This is a genomic window from Mesorhizobium sp. M0698, assembly GCF_040320455.1.
Classification (GTDB): domain Bacteria; phylum Pseudomonadota; class Alphaproteobacteria; order Rhizobiales; family Rhizobiaceae; genus Mesorhizobium.
Map to the genome: position 1 here is coordinate 328,967 of NZ_JAMYPQ010000003.1, position 17,358 is coordinate 346,324.

Annotated in this window: 14 protein-coding genes; 4 read left to right on the forward strand and 10 right to left on the reverse strand. The window is 64.1% G+C overall.

Features of this window, described 5'->3' with window-relative positions; translation table 11 throughout:
* Positions 1 to 33 precede the first annotated feature (33 nt).
* The 4 genes from NKI16_RS09295 to NKI16_RS09310 form a co-directional block, all read right to left on the reverse strand.
* Positions 34 to 951, reverse strand: a complete 918-nt coding sequence (locus NKI16_RS09295) for a hypothetical protein (protein WP_352501122.1) — start codon at positions 949 to 951, stop codon at positions 34 to 36.
* 245 nt (positions 952 to 1,196) lie between these two features.
* A complete protein-coding gene (gyrB, locus tag NKI16_RS09300) occupies positions 1,197 to 3,668 on the reverse strand; it encodes a DNA topoisomerase (ATP-hydrolyzing) subunit B (protein WP_352568377.1) in 2,472 nt (823 codons plus the stop codon).
* A 146-nt stretch (positions 3,669 to 3,814) separates the two neighbouring features.
* Positions 3,815 to 6,481, reverse strand: a complete 2,667-nt coding sequence (locus NKI16_RS09305) for a caspase family protein (protein ID WP_352922574.1) — start codon at positions 6,479 to 6,481, stop codon at positions 3,815 to 3,817.
* A gap of 58 nt (positions 6,482 to 6,539) precedes the next feature.
* Positions 6,540 to 7,109 (reverse strand): NADPH-dependent FMN reductase, encoded by a 570-nt coding sequence (locus NKI16_RS09310; protein WP_352454723.1) that lies wholly within the window; start codon positions 7,107 to 7,109, stop codon positions 6,540 to 6,542.
* A gap of 183 nt (positions 7,110 to 7,292) precedes the next feature.
* Between NKI16_RS09310 and NKI16_RS09315 the strand changes: the two genes are divergently transcribed.
* Entirely contained in the window at positions 7,293 to 8,666 is a 1,374-nt protein-coding gene (locus tag NKI16_RS09315) for a cytochrome P450 (protein ID WP_352922577.1), read from the forward strand.
* A 21-nt stretch (positions 8,667 to 8,687) separates the two neighbouring features.
* Here NKI16_RS09315 and NKI16_RS09320 read toward each other — a convergent pair whose 3' ends face one another.
* A complete protein-coding gene (locus tag NKI16_RS09320; RefSeq protein WP_352454721.1) occupies positions 8,688 to 9,662 on the reverse strand; it encodes a complex I NDUFA9 subunit family protein in 975 nt (324 codons plus the stop codon).
* A 243-nt stretch (positions 9,663 to 9,905) separates the two neighbouring features.
* Here NKI16_RS09320 and NKI16_RS09325 point away from each other — a divergent pair, with 243 nt between their 5' ends.
* Complete coding sequence (locus NKI16_RS09325) at positions 9,906 to 10,178, forward strand: hypothetical protein (RefSeq protein WP_352454720.1); 273 nt, start codon at positions 9,906 to 9,908, stop codon at positions 10,176 to 10,178.
* A 57-nt stretch (positions 10,179 to 10,235) separates the two neighbouring features.
* On the opposite strand, the gene NKI16_RS09330 is transcribed toward NKI16_RS09325, so the two are convergent.
* The 5 genes from NKI16_RS09330 to NKI16_RS09350 form a co-directional block, all read right to left on the reverse strand.
* Positions 10,236 to 11,237 (reverse strand): Ldh family oxidoreductase, encoded by a 1,002-nt coding sequence (locus NKI16_RS09330; RefSeq protein WP_352620731.1) that lies wholly within the window; start codon positions 11,235 to 11,237, stop codon positions 10,236 to 10,238.
* 111 nt (positions 11,238 to 11,348) lie between these two features.
* Positions 11,349 to 12,155: an ABC transporter permease gene (locus NKI16_RS09335; RefSeq protein WP_352620750.1), complete on the reverse strand. Its 807-nt coding sequence runs from the start codon at positions 12,153 to 12,155 to the stop codon at positions 11,349 to 11,351.
* Positions 12,156 to 12,169: 14 nt separating this feature from the next.
* On the reverse strand, positions 12,170 to 12,835 hold the full coding sequence (locus NKI16_RS09340; protein ID WP_352453687.1) for an ABC transporter permease: 666 nt from the start codon (positions 12,833 to 12,835) through the stop codon (positions 12,170 to 12,172).
* 212 nt (positions 12,836 to 13,047) lie between these two features.
* A complete protein-coding gene (locus tag NKI16_RS09345; protein ID WP_352568373.1) occupies positions 13,048 to 13,842 on the reverse strand; it encodes a transporter substrate-binding domain-containing protein in 795 nt (264 codons plus the stop codon).
* A 51-nt stretch (positions 13,843 to 13,893) separates the two neighbouring features.
* The gene (locus NKI16_RS09350) at positions 13,894 to 14,703 is read right to left on the reverse strand and encodes an ABC transporter ATP-binding protein (RefSeq protein ID WP_023676274.1); all 810 of its coding nucleotides are present in this window, start codon (positions 14,701 to 14,703) and stop codon (positions 13,894 to 13,896) included.
* 217 nt (positions 14,704 to 14,920) lie between these two features.
* Between NKI16_RS09350 and NKI16_RS09355 the strand changes: the two genes are divergently transcribed.
* Both NKI16_RS09355 and NKI16_RS09360 read left to right on the forward strand, forming a co-directional pair.
* Positions 14,921 to 15,769, forward strand: a complete 849-nt coding sequence (locus NKI16_RS09355; protein WP_352568564.1) for a dimethylarginine dimethylaminohydrolase family protein — start codon at positions 14,921 to 14,923, stop codon at positions 15,767 to 15,769.
* On the forward strand, positions 15,766 to 17,346 hold the full coding sequence (locus NKI16_RS09360; RefSeq protein WP_352827994.1) for a 5-guanidino-2-oxopentanoate decarboxylase: 1,581 nt from the start codon (positions 15,766 to 15,768) through the stop codon (positions 17,344 to 17,346). Before NKI16_RS09355 ends, NKI16_RS09360 begins: the two co-directional genes overlap by 4 nt.
* Positions 17,347 to 17,358 lie beyond the last annotated feature (12 nt).

The window sequence follows — 17,358 nt, forward strand, 5'->3', positions numbered from 1 at the left end:
TCCCGAAGCGGACCGAGTTCGCTTAGTCACCGATCAACGATTGGTCAGGAAAATCGCTTCCTCGTCGTCGCGCTGCCTGCCGCCAAGTGCTGCAGCCGCGCTGGCAATGAAGGCCCCGACGACCAGCGACAGCGCGCCAATCAGCGAGAAGGTGGCGCCTGCCTTTCTGGCGGTGTCGGCCGCCTGCTGGGCCTTGACCTTGGCGTCCTGCGCTCTGGCGATTACCGTATCGACGCGAGCGGTGGCATCCGCTTCGGACAGGCCTGTGCGGGCGGCCACGAGCCGCGACAGATAGGTCTTGTCGTCGGCCGATATTTCGCCTGCTGCGGCACTCGCGATTAGAATGCGCGATGCCTGCGCCGTTGCCGCAGCGTCGCTCTCCGGATTGGCGGCAGCGAGCCTTGCCGGATCGGCCGGGCGGAACAGCGTATCGACGAAATACGATGTGGCGTTGTCAGTCGAGGCGCTACCCGCGTTTGCAGCAGCACCTGCCGAAGCGCCCATTGCCGCGCCCGATGCCACAGTCGAAGCAGCCTGGACACCGGTACCTATCGCGGCCGAAAGCGCCGTGCCGAGCACGCCGGCGACGAGCAGCGTCGCCAGCGCCCAGGCCAGGAAGCCGTGAGCGGTATCGCGGAAGAAGACTTCATCGGTGTGGATGCCGACCCATTTGGTGCGCAGGCGTCCGGCGAGGTAGCCGCCCAGGGCCGACGACAGCCACTGCACGACGATCAGCCAGACGGCGGTGGAAACGGCGAAAGTGGTGACTGACGCACCCGAGCCGGACCATGGCGACACCATGCTCAGCCCAAGCCCGGAGCCGAGCAGCATCAAGATGAAGGTAAGCGTTGACGCAGCAAAGGCGCCGGCGACGATTGGCCCCCAGCTGACAGCAGTGGAAGCGGATTCCGTCGGGGCGGAAACGTCGACAGCTGTTACGGTGGACTGCATCGAAGCCTCCCTACCGTGCGAACAGCATGATCAGAATAATGATCGGAATTGGGACTCCGAGAAGCCAGAGCAAAATGCCACGTCCCATGGATGCCTCCTGCGGCGATTGTGATCGACTACAATGCCTTGAAAGCCTTTCCGTTCCGGCGGTCCTGGTGATCTTTGTTGCGTTGCAGCAGCCGTATTGGTGCGCCAAGGCGCACCAATGCACTTCATGCCTGCTGGCTGGGTATCTCGGCCTTGGCTCAGATGTCCAGATTGGCAACCGACAGCGCGTTTTCCTGGATGAATTCGCGCCTTGGCTCGACCTCGTCGCCCATCAGCCGTGAAAACAAGCTGTCCGCATCAGTCGCGTCATTGACCTTGACCTGTAACAGCGAGCGCACATTCGGGTCGAGCGTCGTTTCCCAGAGCTGCTCGGCGTTCATTTCGCCAAGGCCCTTGTAGCGCTGCATGGTCAGGCCCTTGCGGCCGGTGGCAAACACGGCATTGAGCAGTGCCAGCGGCCCCGAAATGGTTTCCGAGACATCCTTGCGGCGCAGCACCGGCGGCTCGCCGTAGATTTCCGCCAGGCGCGGCGCATAGCGGTCGAGCTGGCGTGCGTCGGCGGAATTGATCAGCGCCAGGTCGAGATGCGCGAACTCCTTGACGCTGCGCACCGTTCGCTCGAAGACATAGCCGCCAATGCCCTCGTTCGAGGTCGACATGCGGCCGATCCAGCCGCGCTCGGTATCCTCGGCGATAATGTCGAGACGACGGGCAACACGCTCGGCCGTCTCGTTGGCGCGGCGGAGGTCGGTGAATATCTCCGGGTTGAGCGCGCCGGCAATCGCTGCCTGCTCGACCACGCCTCTGTTATAGCGCGTGTGCAATCCGTTGATGAGCTGGCGGACAGCCAAGGCGTCGTCGATGGCACTGCGCAGGTCCTGCCCGGCCCGCACCTCGCCTGTGCTGAGCGCAAGCGACGCTTCTTCCAGCCCGGAGCCGATCAGGAATTCCTCGAAGGCGGCTTCGTCCTTGATGTATTGCGAGCTCTTCCCGCGCGTCACCTTGTAGAGCGGCGGCTGCGCGATGTAGAGATGACCGCGTTCGATCAGTTCCGGCATCTGGCGGAAGAAGAAGGTCAGCAGCAAGGTGCGGATGTGGGCGCCGTCGACATCGGCGTCGGTCATCAGGATGATCTTGTGGTAGCGCAGCTTGTCGGCGTTGAACTCGTCCTTGCCGATCGAGGTGCCGAGCGCGGTGATCAGCGTGCCGATCATGTCGGAGCCGAGCATGCGGTCGAAGCGGGCGCGCTCGACATTGAGGATCTTGCCGCGCAGCGGAAGAATGGCCTGGTTCTGGCGCGAACGGCCGCCCTTGGCCGAGCCGCCGGCGCTGTCGCCTTCGACGATAAAGATCTCGGATTTCGCCGGATCGCGCTCCTGGCAATCGGCCAGCTTGCCGGGCAGCGAGGTGACGCCGAGCGAACTCTTGCGGGTGATGTCGCGTGCCTTGCGCGCGGCTTCCCGCGCGGCAGCGGCCTGGATGACCTTCTCGATGACCGCCTTGCCCTCGGTCGGGTGCTCCTCGAGCCAGGTGCCGAGCGCTTCGTTGACAAGCCCTTCGACCACCGGGCGGACCTCGGACGACACCAGCTTGTCCTTGGTCTGCGAGGAGAATTTCGGGTCGGGAACCTTGACCGACAGCACCGCGGTCAGCCCTTCGCGGCAATCATCGCCGATCAGCGCCACTTTTTCCTTCTTGGTCAGGCCCGAGGAGTCGCCATAGCCGGTTATCTGGCGCGTCAGCGCACCGCGGAAGCCTGCCAGATGCGTGCCGCCGTCGCGTTGCGGGATGTTGTTGGTGAAGGCCAGCACGTTTTCATGGTAGCTGTCGTTCCACCACATGGCGACTTCGACCGTGATGCCGTCGCGCTCGGCGCGGATCGAGATCGGCTTGTCGAGCAACGGCTTCTTCGTCCGGTCGAGATATCGGACGAACTCTTCCAGCCCGCCATCGTAGTGCAGTTCATGGCGCACGATGTCGGCATGGCGGGCATCGGTCAAAACGATGCGCACGCCGGAGTTCAGGAAGGCGAGCTCGCGCAGCCGATGCTCCAGCGTACCGTAGTCGAATTCGACCATGGTGAAAGTCTCGGACGACGGCAAAAACGTGATTTCGCTGCCGCTGCGCCCTTCATAGGTGCCGGGGACCTTGTCTTGTTCATAACTGCCGGTGATGCGCAGCGGCGCGTCGGCATTGCCATGCGTGAAACTCATCTCGTAGATATGGCCGTTGCGGCGGATCTTCAGTTTCAGCCAGGCCGACAGGGCGTTAACGACCGACACGCCGACGCCGTGCAGGCCGCCTGAGACCTTGTAGGAGTTCTGGTCGAACTTGCCGCCGGCATGCAGCTGCGTCATGATCACTTCGGCCGCTGAAATGCCTTCGCCGGTGTGGATATCGGTCGGAATGCCGCGGCCATTGTCGATGACCGTCACCGATCCGTCCGGATTGAGCGTCACCGTCACCAGGTCAGCATGGCCGGCCAGTGCTTCGTCGATGGCGTTGTCGACCACCTCATACACCATGTGGTGCAGGCCCGAGCCGTCGTCGGTATCGCCGATATACATGCCCGGCCGCTTGCGAACGGCATCCAAGCCCTTCAAAACCTTGATGGAATCGGCGCCGTATTCGGCTTCAACGCCGTTGGCGATGTCGGTCTGGTCGCTCATGAAAACCTGTCTGATTGATGCCGTGTGCAGAGCGCGAAAAATCGGCTTCGAATCGCGCATTTCTAATGTCGTAGATATAGGCGCAAAAGGCGGTTTTTCCAAGGTTTGCAGGCATTTCGGAACGGAATGGCCATCGCGTGAGCCGGCTACCGGCGCCTGGCTTCGATCCTGGCCAGCCGCTCACGTAAAAACTTGATCATGAACTTGTGGCGCGGTGCCAACCGGCCGCTCCGGTCGAGCTCGAGCGTCATGTCGAGCGCCTTGGAAAGCACAGCCTTCGGGTCCTTTGCGACTTGGGCGTAGTCGATATAGGCGACCACCAGGTCGCGCTGCCAGGTGGCGTTGTCCGGATCGGACCGGGCAAGTTTCTGACGAATGGCCAGGCTGTCCTGAAGGGCTTGCCGGGCGCCCCTGACGTCGCGCTGCCTGAGGCGCACCGTGGCGACTTCGGACAGCGTTATCGACAAGTCCCGTTGCCAGTCGGAATTGGCGGGATCGAGCTTGGCCAGCCTCTGCGCAATCGCGTAGCTGTCCAGATAGGCTTTCAGCGCGCCTTTGTGGTCGCCCTGTATCGCCAGGACGCCGGCGACTTTCTCGATGCACACGGACAGGTCGCGCTGCCATTCGGTGTTGTTCGGGTCGCCGGCGGCGAGCACGCTGGCCTGCGAAAGTGCCTCACGATAAGCCGAAAGTGCCGCCGGCCAGTTCTGCTGGTCGCTTAGCGCATTGCCGATTTTGGCGTTGCCGACCGACAGGTCGCGCTTCAACTCGGTGTCGTCCGGATCGCGTTTCGCCAGTTGCTTGACGATCGCCAGACCTTCCTTGTAGGCCGCCAGCGCCCCGGCGGCGTCGCCGCGTTCGCGCAGCAGGTCGCCTATCGTATCGTGGCTGACCGAGACGTCACGCTGCCGGTCGGCGTCTCCCGGTTTGTCCGCCGCCAGCGCCAGCCGCACCTTCAGGCTCTCTTTATAGGCCGCCTGTGCGTTGTCCAGTTGGCCTGCGATATGGGCAAGGTGACCGATCTCATCGTAGGTGATGGTCAGGTCGCGCTGCAGTTCGGCACGGTCGGGCTCTCCGGCGGCGAGCTGCTTCTTGATCGACAGGCTTTCCTGGTAGACCTCTGCGGCGCCGGCCAGATCGCCTTGCGTCGCCAATACGTTGCCGATCTTGTCGTCGGCCATGGCGAGGTCGCCGAACCACTCCAGATTGTCCGGTTCTGCCTCGGTCAGGCCCTGCAGAATGGTCTTGGCGGTCTCATAATTCTGCAGCGCTGACGGCAGATTGCCTTGCGCCATCCGCACGTTGCCGAGCTTGACGTGGCTGACGGCGAAGTCGCGCTTCACGTTGGGATCGGTTTCATGATGCGACCGCCGCTCGAGATCGGCTTGCAGCGCCTCGAAGGCACGGCCGGCCGCATCGATATTGCCGACCGTGGTATAGAGCTTGCCGAGCTCGTCCAGCGTGCGGATCAAGCGGTCGGCGTCGTCGAGCGACAGCACCACCTGTCCGGCTTCGCCATAAAGCGCCAGCACGGATTCATAATCCTTGATGGCTGTGGCGTAGTCGAGGTCGGCGCGCGCGGCCCCGCCGGACAGATAGCGCGTTGCGGCCTCGGAGAGCGTGCGGCTGACGAAATTGGCCTTCAGCGCGTTGCGCGAGACATTGTCGATCTCGGCTGCTTCGGCGAGCTTTTTCCGCGCGGCATCGAACGCTCCCAGCGAAAGCTGCTCTTCGGCCTGCCGGCGCAACGCTGCCACCCGCAGATCGTCGGAGCCAAGGGTCTGCATTTCGCTCCGCACCTTGACGAAGGCGTCGGCTGCCTCACGCAGCCTGGTGTTCAGACTGTCTGCGGAGAGATGGCCGGCATCGGAACTGATCAACGCGCCATAGAGCGGCGCCAGCGGCATATCGGCGTCGCTGGCGATCTTTTCCACCTCGCCGCGCATCGCGGGCGTCACCTCGGCCATGGCAAGCAACAAGCGTTCGCGCTCCGGCAGTTTCTCCTGGGCTGTCGTGGCGAAGAACAGCTGCGGCAGGCCGCTCTCGACATAGGGCAATTGCTTGCCGCGCGAGAGGTCGTAGACCTCCTGTTGCACGAGCGTCAGTACGGAGCGTATCTCGAGCCCATCGGTGCTGAGATATTTCGTCAGCGCCGCGGTGAACGGCGAATTCTGGCCCGTCCCATCCGCTGCGGTCTCGCCCGGCGCCGCCGAAAAGGCAAACAGGATGTTTTCTGCCCGCCCGATGCGGCCAAGGCCCGGCCGGACCTTGTCGCTGACCTCTTTTACCGGCGCCGTTGCGCCGCGGCCTTCGCCGCCCGTAGCCGCAAACGGATCGCTGCGGCAGGCATCGAGCACGATCAGTCCGACCTTGCTGGTGGCGGCGACGGTCGCGCGGATCTCCTCCAGCGGCAGGCTGGTCCTTTCCAGCGTAGCGAGCGACGACGCGTCTGCATCGACCGGCAGGAGCCGATTCTCGCCGGCGATCTCGACGCCGTGGCCGGAGAAGAACACCAGTGCCACGTCGGCGCCTTTGGCATCCTCGCGGAAATCGTCGAGCGCCCGGCGCATGCGCCGCAGGTCGCGGTTGGTTTCGAGGAAGACCTCGAAACCAAGCTTCCTCAGCACCGTTCCCATGACCTCGCCGTCATTGACGGGATTGGCGAGCGGCCGGATCAGCCGGTAGTCGTTCTCGGCGACGACCAGCGCAACGCGCCGCTCCGCCACGGCAGCGGAGGCCGTCGAGAGGATCAGCAGCAAGGCAAACAGAAGACGCAAATCGAACCGCCCCGGCTCGGTCATTTGCCGGAGCATTCCATCTCTTTATGGCATGAGCAAGTTGCGGCATCGGCAAGCTGGGCCGTTCGCGTTGTCAGCCGACCCGCATCGGCTTCAGCGCTTCGCTCCAGCGGAACAGCTCGTCCAGCATGGTCCTGGCCCCGCCGAGCACCTGCTCGCTGGGCAGGAAGGCGCCGGTCTCGTCGAGCAGCTTCTGGTACATCGGCAGCGCCACGCCTTCCGGAATCGGCATGACACCGACGGCGGTCAGCAACGGTTTGACCGCCTGCGCCGCTCGTAAGCCGCCGGAGACACCGCCGTAGCTGAGGATGGCGGCCGGCTTGTATCGCCATTCCCTGAGCAGGTAGTCGACCGCGTTGACGATCGCGGGAGCGGTGAAATAATTGTACTCCGGCGCCACGAAGACGAACGCGTCGGCGGCGTCGATTGCTTTCGACCAGGCTTTCGTGTGGCTGTTTTCGTATTTGCCGAGTCTCGGATGATGCGGCTCGTCCAGCACCGGCAGGTTGAATGCGGCGATGTCAGTGAGCACCGGCTCGAATTTGCCATGCTCGCGCGCAAAGCTCTCCAGCCACTTTGCGAAAGCGGGTCCGGCGCGGCCCGGCCGCGTGCTGCCGATGATGACGTTCAACTGGTGCTTCAAGGCAGGCTCCCGCCGGTTCTGACATCTGTGGTGCTGCCACCTAAGACACGCAGCCGGACACAGCAAGCAGGCACTTTCCGGTGCCCGGGTCACATTCCAGAGAGCGGATGCATCACCTTGTCGTCCGCTCACATGGACGCCTGCCTTGCCCGCCACTACATTGAGGTGTCAGCGGAGCAAGTCATGGACAGTCAGCCCGTCCCCTTCGTCCCGCCGGTGCCGAAGCCGCGCACCGCGCCGCCCTCGACGCTGGAGATGATCCGCATCGTCTACCGCAATCCGCTCGAACTGTGGGGCGAGCCGACCTACAACGAGCCCTGGATTTCGGTGACCGGCATCGGCGGGCCGCTGGTCATCGCCAACGACCCCGGTCTCATTCGCCACGTGCTGGTCGATAACGCCAAGAACTACAAGATGGCGACGGTTCGCCAGCTGATCCTGCGGCCGATCCTGCGCGACGGCTTGCTGACCGCCGAGGGCGAGGTGTGGAGGCGTTCACGCAAGGCCATGGCGCCGGTGTTCACGCCGCGCCATATCTTCGGTTTTGCCGAGCCGATGCTGAGGCGCACGCGGGAGTTCGTCACGCGCTACGAGGGCGGCGGCACGTTCGACATCGCTCACGACATGACGCTGCTTACCTTTGACATCCTGGCCGAGACGCTGTTTTCCGGTGAGATTTCAGGCGAGCCGGGCAGCTTTGCCAAGGAGATCGACCGCCTGTTCGAGACCATGGGTCGGGTCGATCCGCTCGACCTGTTGCGGGCACCCGATTGGCTGCCGCGTCTGACCCGCATCCGCGGCCGCAAGACCATGGCCTACTTCCGCAAGATCGTCACCGACACGGTGCAGATGCGCGAGGCGCGGTTGAAGCGTGATCCGGACACGGTGCCGCAGGATTTTCTCACGCTGCTGTTGAAAGCGGAGGGACCGGGCGGGCTGACCCGGGCCGAGGTCGAGGACAACATCATCACCTTTATCGGCGCCGGCCACGAGACTACGGCCAGGGCGCTCGGCTGGACGCTCTACTGCCTTGCCGAAGCGCCGTGGGAGCGCGAAAAGATCGAGCACGAGATCGATGCCGTGCTGGCGCGTGAGCCCGACCCGACGAAATGGCTCGACGCCATGCCGCTCACCCGTGCCGCCTTCGAAGAGGCGCTCAGGCTCTATCCGCCGGCGCCATCGATCAACCGCGAACCGATCGAGCCCGAAACCTGGAACGGCCTCTACATACCGCGACGTGCCGCGGTGCTGGTGATGCCGTGGGTCGTCCACCGCCATCGCAAGCTGTGGGACAGGCCCGACGCCTTCATGCCGGAACGCTTCCATCCGGGAAACCGCGAGAAGATCGACCGTTTCCAGTATTTGCCGTTCGGCGCCGGGCCTCGCGTCTGCATCGGCGCCAGCTTTGCCATGCAGGAGGCAATCATCGCGTTGGCGATCATGCTGTCGCGCTATCGTTTCGATACCACCGCGCAAACCCGCCCCTGGCCGGTGCAGAAGCTGACGACGCAGCCGCAAGGCGGGCTGCCTATGCAGGTTACCAGGCGCGCGGCGTAGGCAACCCGACGTCCGTTCGTGTTATGCGGCGGACTTGCGTTGGAACTGGCCGGCGGCGCGGTAGCGCCAGAGATAGCTGGGCAGGATGGTTCCGATCGACCGCGGCTGGATACCGAGGCCGGCGAGCGTCCTGTTGTCCTTGACGGCGGCATCCGACACCACATTGTGCTGGCGCAACAGCAGGACCTGGTCCTTGGTCAACAACGGATTGGGCAGCAGCCCGAGAATTGATGCCTGGAAGTTCGCCAGCCACCATGGCACGGGCAGCAAAAACCGCTTGCGTTCGATGATGACAAGCAGCTCTTGCATGCATTCCTTGAAGCTAAGCACCTGCGGCCCGCCGAGTTCATAGATCCGGCCGCCCTGGACCTTGCCGTCGACCGAGTGTGCCACCGCTTCGGCGACGTCGCCGACATAGACCGGCTGGAATTTCGTCTGCCCGCCGCCGATCAGCGGCAGCACTGGGGAAAAGCGAGCCATGTTTGCAAAGCGGTTGAAGAAACCGTCCTCCGGCCCGAAATTGATCGATGGCCGAAAGATCACGGCGTCCTGGACCGTCTCAAGAACGGCCTTTTCGCCGAGCGCCTTGGTACGCGCGTAGTCCGATTGCGCGTGGAGATCCGCACCCAGAGCCGAGATATGGGTGAGGCCGGCGCCGACGGCGCGCGCCGCTTCAGCGACAGCCCGCGCGCCGAACTCGTGGACGGCAGTGAATTTCTGCCGGCCGGCCTCATGCGCGATCGCCACCAGATTGACGACATGGTCCGCGCCTTGCACGGCGCGGTCGACCGACCAGCGCACCCGGACATTGGCTTGCACCGGCTGGATCTGCCCGACATTGCCGAGCGGCTGCAGGTGGCCGGCGAGATCGGGCCGGCGGCAGGCGACCCGGATGCGGTAGCCGCGCTTGGCCAGCGCCCGCACGACATGACGACCGACAAAGCCGGAGCCGCCGAACACGACCACGAGCTTTGGGGTCTGCAGGATTTCGGTCATGGCTGGCTCCGGCGGCTATCCAGATGGCTTGGTTGAAGCCGTTTCATAGTCGGTTTCGCGCCAAAGGCAAAGGGCGACCATCGGTCGCCCGGCATTGTTGAAGCATGATTTCCAGTATCCGTTGGAAACGGCAGAAAACCCGCCGACGCCGGGCTTTAGGGTAACTCCATTCGGGACAGGAACCTTTGTTCCGGCCGGCGATTTTAGGATGTATGGTTTGATTCCGAATGGAGGATATTGCCGATGACGACAAAACGCGTTGCGATCTTCGCTCTGGCTTTCGCAACAGGCTGCAGCATTGGTGCCTCGGCATTCGCGGCAAACCGGCATCACCACCAAGCTCAACCCGAACGCTACGTTCCGGCCAACGGCAACATCATCGACATTCTGTTCGGTGGCCCGCGCTACTATGACAACCACCTGTTCACGACGGCCGCCGAACCCTGCTCCTACAACAGGGTAGGGCCGGACGCGAATGCGGCGAACGTCATCAACGATCATTATTGCGGGAAGTAGGCTCGCGCTGCCGGATCGGCAGGCGTTCTCAGCCGCTCATCGGACAAACGAATTTCTTCAGGACGAATAGCGGGCGGCGAATTCGGAAATGCGCTGCACCACGGCTTTCGGCGCGCTTATGCCGCGCGCCGCCGCCTTCTCCGCGGCCTCGGCCCGGGCACGCCCCGGCACATGCACGCCATAGCGCCGCCGCAGCCGGTTGAGTTGATCCTTCATCCGCTTTTCGAAGTCCGGATCGAGCAGCTTGGGCTCGACGGCAAGCACGAACAGGCCGGTCCCCGGACTGTCCGGCCCGCCGCTGAACCATGGCGCATCGAGCGACCAGTTGGCGCCCGACAGGCCCGCAGCCAGCACCTCGACCATCAGCGCGATGTTGGCGCCGCGCTGGCCGCCGAAGGCAAGCATGGCGCCCTTCATTGCAGCTGCCGGGTCCGTGGTCGGATTGCCGCTCGCATCCAGTGCCCAGCCTTCGGGTATCTTCTTGCCGTCCTCGGCCGCCTTGCGGATGTTGACGAAGGCGGTGGCGCTCGACGATTGGTCGATGACCAGCGCCGCCCCGTCCGCGGCGGGTGCCGCAAAGGACATCGGGTTGGTGCAGTAGACCGGCTTGACCGAGCCCGAGCCGGCAAGCACGGCCGGGCCGTTGGTGGCGGCGAACGACACCAATCCCTGCGCGGCCAGCCGTCCGGTGAAATAGCCGAGCGCGCCGCACGTATAAGCATTCTTCTGCGAAAAGATGGCGACGCCGAACAGCCGCGCCGCCTTGGCGAGGTCATCGATCGTGCGGTCGAAACCGGTATGCGCTAAGCCGCCGCGCGCATCGGAAAGATAGACCGCGAGCGCCGGCCTGGTGATCACCGGATCGGCGTTGCCGTCGATACGGCCGGCCTCCAGTGCTTCAAGATAATCGATAAAGTGCGAAAGCCCGACGATCGACAGTCCTTCCGCCTCGGCCGCGACGATCGAGGCAGCCAGCGACTGCGCCGCCTCTTCGTTGGCGCCAGCGCCAAGTGCGGCCATCCGGCACAGCCCTGTCGCCTGGTCGAGACTGAGTTGCATTGTGATTGCCATGGATATCTGAGGGAATGGGTGAATGGTAAATGGTGAGTGGGACTTAGCCGGTAACACTACGGGCTACTCACTACTGACTATTCACCATTCACCATTCACCTAACCAATCTTGTTCGGAATCCGCGCCTCGATCTTGCCCAGGGTGAAGACGAGGATGCCGGTGATCGCCATATAGATCAACGCCAGGAGCAGCAAGGGTTCATAGGTGAGGTAGGTATCCTGACGCACCTTTGAAGTGACGGCGAATATGTCGATCACGCTGATGGTCGCCACCAGCGGCGTCGATTTCAGCTGCAGCACGATTTCGCCCGTCAGTGTCGGAAGCGCGCGGTAGAAGGCCTGCGGCAGCCAGATTCGCCGGAAAATCCTCCAGCGGCTCATGCCGAAGGCGCGGGCGGCTTCCAATTGGCCTTTCGGTACGCCGGCAAAAGCGCCTCGCATCACCTCACCCTCATAGCCGGCGAAGGACAGCGTCAGCCCGAGCACGCCATAGGGCCATGCCTGCCTCAGATAGGGCCACATCCAGGACTCGCGAATCCATGGATATTGTGGAAACAGCGAGCCCAGCCCGTAATAGAGCAACCAGAGCTGCAGCAGCAGCGGCGTTCCCCTGATGACGGTGCAGAAGGCCTTGGCGGGCGCCGCGAACCAGAAAGAGCCTGCGGCTTGTGCCAGTCCGAGCGGCATGGCGAGCAGGAAGCCCAGCGTGCAGGTGACGGCAAGAATCCACAGCGCGCGCCAGATGCCGAGCAATCCCATCCCGTAATATTTCGGCAGCCAGTCCCAGCGCATGAAGACGGCCGCCGCCAAAACCAGCCCCAGCGCGATCAGGATCAGCGCGATACGATGCGGCTTCAGCCACAGCGAAGCGCGTGCGGCTATCTCGACGGCCGCTTCGCCAGTCATCACCGGGCCGGCCATCAACGGGCCTCCTTGAGCGACGGCATGCCGCGGCGGGCCCAGCTCTCGATGCGGCCGATGATCAGGTTGGAGACCAGCGTCAACAGAAGGTAGATCGCGCCGGCGGCGACAAAGAATGTCAGATAGGCTTTGGTGACGCCGGCCGCCTGCCGTGTCGCCAATGTCAGCTCGAAAAAGCCGACGACCGCCAGCAGGGCGGTGTCCTTGGTGGCGATCAGCCAAAGATTGGCAAGGCCGGGTATGGCGAACGGCAGCATCGCCGGCAGCGTGATGCGCCGCAGCAGCAGGCCGGGAGACATGCCATAGGCGCGCGCGGCTTCGATCTGGCCCTGCGGAATGGCGAGGATCGCCCCGCGGATCACCTCGGTCGAATAGGCGCCCTGGACGAAGCCGAGCACGGCAATGCCGGCCGCCAGCCCACTAATGTCCATGCGCTGATAGCCCATTGCCGTCAGCATCTGATTGATCAGATCGGTGCCGGCGTAATAGAGCAGAAGGATCAGCACCAGCTCCGGCACGGCGCGCACGACTGTCGTATAGACTGCCAGGAGATCTCGCACCACCGGACCACCATACAGCTTGCCGGAGGCGCCGCCGATGCCGATCAAAAGGCCGAGACAGGTGGCGCCGACCGCGATCTCGATCGTATGGAGCAGCCCGACGATGAGCGTTCCACCCCAGCCCGGCGGCGTGGGCGAGAGAAGCGCGATGGCGGAGGCGGCCCAAGCCGGAACAAATGCGTCGATCAGCGTCGCCCTCGAATTGCTGGCGCTAAAACCGCCGGCGATCTCCGCCCGCGGAAGCACGCGTCGATGGATTTCGACTAACCACGCGGCTCTATCGGGGCCGTGTGGTTAATCGCTCATGGATGAGGCCGTCAGTTCGACTGCGTGTCGGCACCGTAAATGTCGAAGTCGAAGTACTTCTTCGAAATCTCGTCATATTTGCCGTTGGCGCGGATGGCCTTGATGCCGGCGTTGATCTTTTCCTTCAACTCGGAGTCTTCCTTGCGGACGCCGGCGCCGACGCCGGGCCCGAGAATGGCCAGATCCGGCGCGACCATGCCCTTCAGATCGCAGCATTGCTTGCCCTGGTCCGATTTTAGGAAGGCGTCGAGGGCAATGGAATCGGCCTGCACCGCGTCGACCCGGCCGGCGGCAAGATCCTGGTTGGCCTCGTCCTGGGTCTGGTATTCCTTGATTTCCGCCGCGTCGGCGAAGTGCTTCTTGGCGTAGTCGGCGTGTACGGTCGAGACTTGGACGCCGATGATCTTGCCCTTGAGGTCCTCCGGTGTTGAGCCGAACTTCTGGTCCTTCGGCCCGATGATCGCAGTCGGGGTGTTGTAATATTTGTCCGAGAAGGCGATCGTCTTCTCGCGCTCGGCGGTGATCGACATCGAGGCGGCGATAAGATCGATCTTCTTGGTCGTCAGCGCCGGAATGATGCCGTCCCAGGCGACGGGGGTGATGACGCAGTCGAGCTTCTCCTCGGCGCAGACGGCATCGATGAATTCGATCTCCCAGCCGACCCATTTGCCGGAAGCGTCCGGCGAGGCGAAGGGCGGATAGGGTTCGGCGGCGACGCCGATCTTGACCGGATCGGCCTTGGCCACGCCCATCGCGGCAACGCCGAGCAGCAGCGCTGCGGCAAAGGTCTTGAGAATAATCTTCATCGTCATGACTCCCAGTTTTGTTGTTGTTCCCGGTTTTCGTCCGCCCACAGTTTAACTGATGTTGCGGATGAACTGCTTCAGCCTTTCGGATTTTGGTGCGCCGAAGATCTGTTCCGGCGGCCCTTCTTCCTCGACCAGCCCGTTGTGGAGGTAGACGACATGCGTCGCGACCTCGCGGGCAAACTTCATCTCATGGGTAACCAGCACCATAGTGCGGCCTTCGCGCGCCAGGTCGCCGATCACCTTCAGCACCTCGCCGACCAGCTCCGGGTCGAGCGCCGAAGTCGGCTCATCGAACAGCATGACGCGCGGGTTGATGGCCAGCGCCCTGGCGATCGCGGCACGCTGCTGTTGGCCGCCCGACAGATAAGCGGGATAGACGTCGCGTTTTTCGGCCAGGCCGACGCGGGCGAGCAATTTTTCCGCCTCGCCGATCGCCACATCGCGCTTGACGCCGAGCACATGCACGGGAACCTCGATGACGTTCTCGATCAACGTCATGTGGCTCCACAGATTGAAGTTCTGGAAGACCATGCCGAGCTTGGAGCGGATGCGTTCGATCTGCTTGCGGTCGGCGGGCACGGTGTGGCCGTAGCTGTCGGCCTTCAGCTTTATCTCTTCGCCATTGACCCGGATGATGCCGCTGGTCGGGTTCTCCAGGCAGTTGATGCAGCGCAGCAGCGTCGATTTGCCCGAGCCGCTGCCGCCGATGATGGCGATCACCTCGCCATCGCGCGCCGACAGCGAAACGCCCTTCAATACATGCAGCTTGCCGAAATTCTTGTGCAGGTTCTCGACGTGGATGGCTTCGGCAGCGCCGTTCTGCGCCGTATGCTTCAGGGCGGTGGCCGGCGCTGTCATCGTCGCGGCGCCCCGCGGAGCAGCCGAGGCAGTCCTTGCTGGAATTTTTTACCCATTACCCGTCACTGGACAGCGTTCCGATTCTCAAGATGGACCGTTCCGCTTGCCTCCGTCAACCGCAGTTTTTGGACCATTGATCACGGCCTGCCGAGTGGCTATTGGCAGGAGGGGCGCGTTTCAGGAGAACTTAGTGGGCAAAGCATACGGGTCGCAGTCGATGGCCGGGCCGCTGCAGCGCGTGCTGATGCGCTCCGCCGCCAGCGCCATGCGTCGGGCCGAAGCGCTGGAGTGGCACTATGGCCCCGGCTTCGATCCACAAAAAGCGGCAACCCAGCATGATGCACTGGCCAGGCTGATTTCTGTCTCAGGTGCCGAAATCGAATGGCTGAGCGACGCCGATGACGGGCTTGCCGATTCGGTCTTTACCCACGATCCGTCGCTGATGACCGACCATGGCGCGGTCATCCTTGCCATGGGCAAGGCGCTGCGCCGGCGAGAGCCCGGCCTGCACGAGGCAGCCTACGGGCGCATGGGCATCCCCACCCTCGGCCGTATCGAGGCTCCCGGCCAGGTCGAGGGCGGCGACTGCGTGTGGGTGGATGCAAACACGCTGGCCGTCGGCCGCGGCGTGCGCACCAATCAGCACGGCATCCAGCAGCTCTCCAACCTGCTTTCACCCAAGGGCATCCAGGTCTATGGCTTCGACCTCCCGCTCTGGCAGGGCGAGGAGGCCTGCCTGCATCTGATGTCGGTGATCAGCCCGCTCGCAGACGATCTGGCGCTGGTCTATGCGCCCCTCCTGCCGGTCGCCTTCCACCAGATGCTGCGCGAACGCGGCATTCGGCTGGTCGAGGGCGACGCCGACGAATTCTTCGCCTCGAATGGGCTCAGCCTGAACGTGCTGCCGACCGCGCCGCGCCAGGTTATCGCCGTTGCCGGTTTTCCGAAGACGGCGGCTGCCATGCAAGCCGCCGGCTGTACGGTCTCGACATTCGAGGCCGATGCGCTGTGCATTGCCTGCGAGGGCGGCCCTACCTGCCTCACGCGCCCGGTGCTAAGACAATGACGACCATCGGCGAAGCGCTCATCACCTTGCTGGAAGCGCACGGCGTCGACATCGTGTTCGGCATTCCCGGCGTGCACACGGTCGAGCTCTACCGCGGACTGGCGCGGTCGAATATCCGTCACGTCACGCCGCGCCACGAGCAGGGCGCCGGCTTCATGGCCGACGGCTATGCGCGCGCCAGCGGCAAGCCGGGCGTCGCCTTCGTCATCACCGGGCCAGGACTGACCAACACCATCACCGCCATGGGCCAGGCGCGCGCCGATTCGGTGCCGATGCTGGTAATCTCCGGCGTCAACGCAACACCGACGCTGGGCAAAGGCCTTGGCCATCTGCATGAATTGCCGGACCAGCGCGGCATGATGGAGAAGGTGGCGCTGTTTTCGCACCGTGTCACGGAGGCCGGCGAACTGCCCGGCGTGCTCGCCGGCGCCTTTGCGCTGTTCTCATCCTCGCGTCCGGGTCCGGTGCATATCGAGATCCCGACCGATGTCATGACCATGCCCGCCAACGGCATCGTGCCGCTGCTGCGGAATTCAGCGCCGCCCGAGCCGGATGTGGCGGCGATTGCAGAGGCGGCAAGGCTATGCGCGTCTGCCCGCCGGCCGCTTATCCTGGCCGGTGGCGGCGCCAAAGCTGCCGAAGCGCCGTTGCAGCGCCTGGCCGAGAGGTTGGGAGCGCCGGTCGTCCAGACCGCCAATGCGCGCGGCCTGCTCCATCGTCATCCGCTTGGCGTGCCGGCCAGTCCCAGCCTGAAGGCGGTGCGTGCGCTGATGGCCGACGCCGATCTGGTCATTGCGGCCGGCACCGAATTCGGTCCGACCGACTATGACGGCTATGGCGACGGCGGTTTTGTCCTTCCCGCCAATCTGATCCGCATCGACATCGGCGCCGACCAGCTTGCCCGCCGGCCTGCGCGGATTTCGATCCAGGCCGATTCTGGCGCAGCGCTCGAGGCGCTGCATGCCGAACTCGGCACGGGCCAGGCGCAATCGGGCGGCGGCGCAGCTCGCGCCGCCGCGACGCGGCAGGCGGCCTTTGCCGAGATTGGCCCGGCTATGCAGGCGCAACTGGGCGCCGTCGAGACGATCCGTGATACGCTGCCTGGCGCGATCATCGTCGGCGATTCGACCCAGCCGGTCTACGCCGCCAACCTCTACTACGATCACGACCGGCCGGGCGGCTGGTTCAACGCCGCCACCGGCTTCGGCGCGCTCGGCTATGGCCCGCCAGCGGCGATCGGTGCCGCCCTTGCCAGGCCTGAGGCGCCGGTCGTTTGCCTCACCGGCGACGGCGGCTTCCAGTTCACCCTGCCGGAACTGGGCGCCGCGCTCGACGCTGCGGCGCCGGTGATCTTCACAGTCTGGAACAATCGCGGCTACCGCGAGATCGAGACCTCGATGCTCGACGTCGGCGTCGAGCCGGTCGGCGTCTCCCCGGCACCGCCGGATTTCTGCAAATTGGCCGAAGCCTACGGCATTGCCGCCGAGCGGATTTCCGGCACCGGCGGCTTGGCGGACGCGCTTGGGCGCGCGCGGGCGACTGGACGACCTTACGTCATCGAGATTTCGGTTGAGTGATCGCGCGAAAGG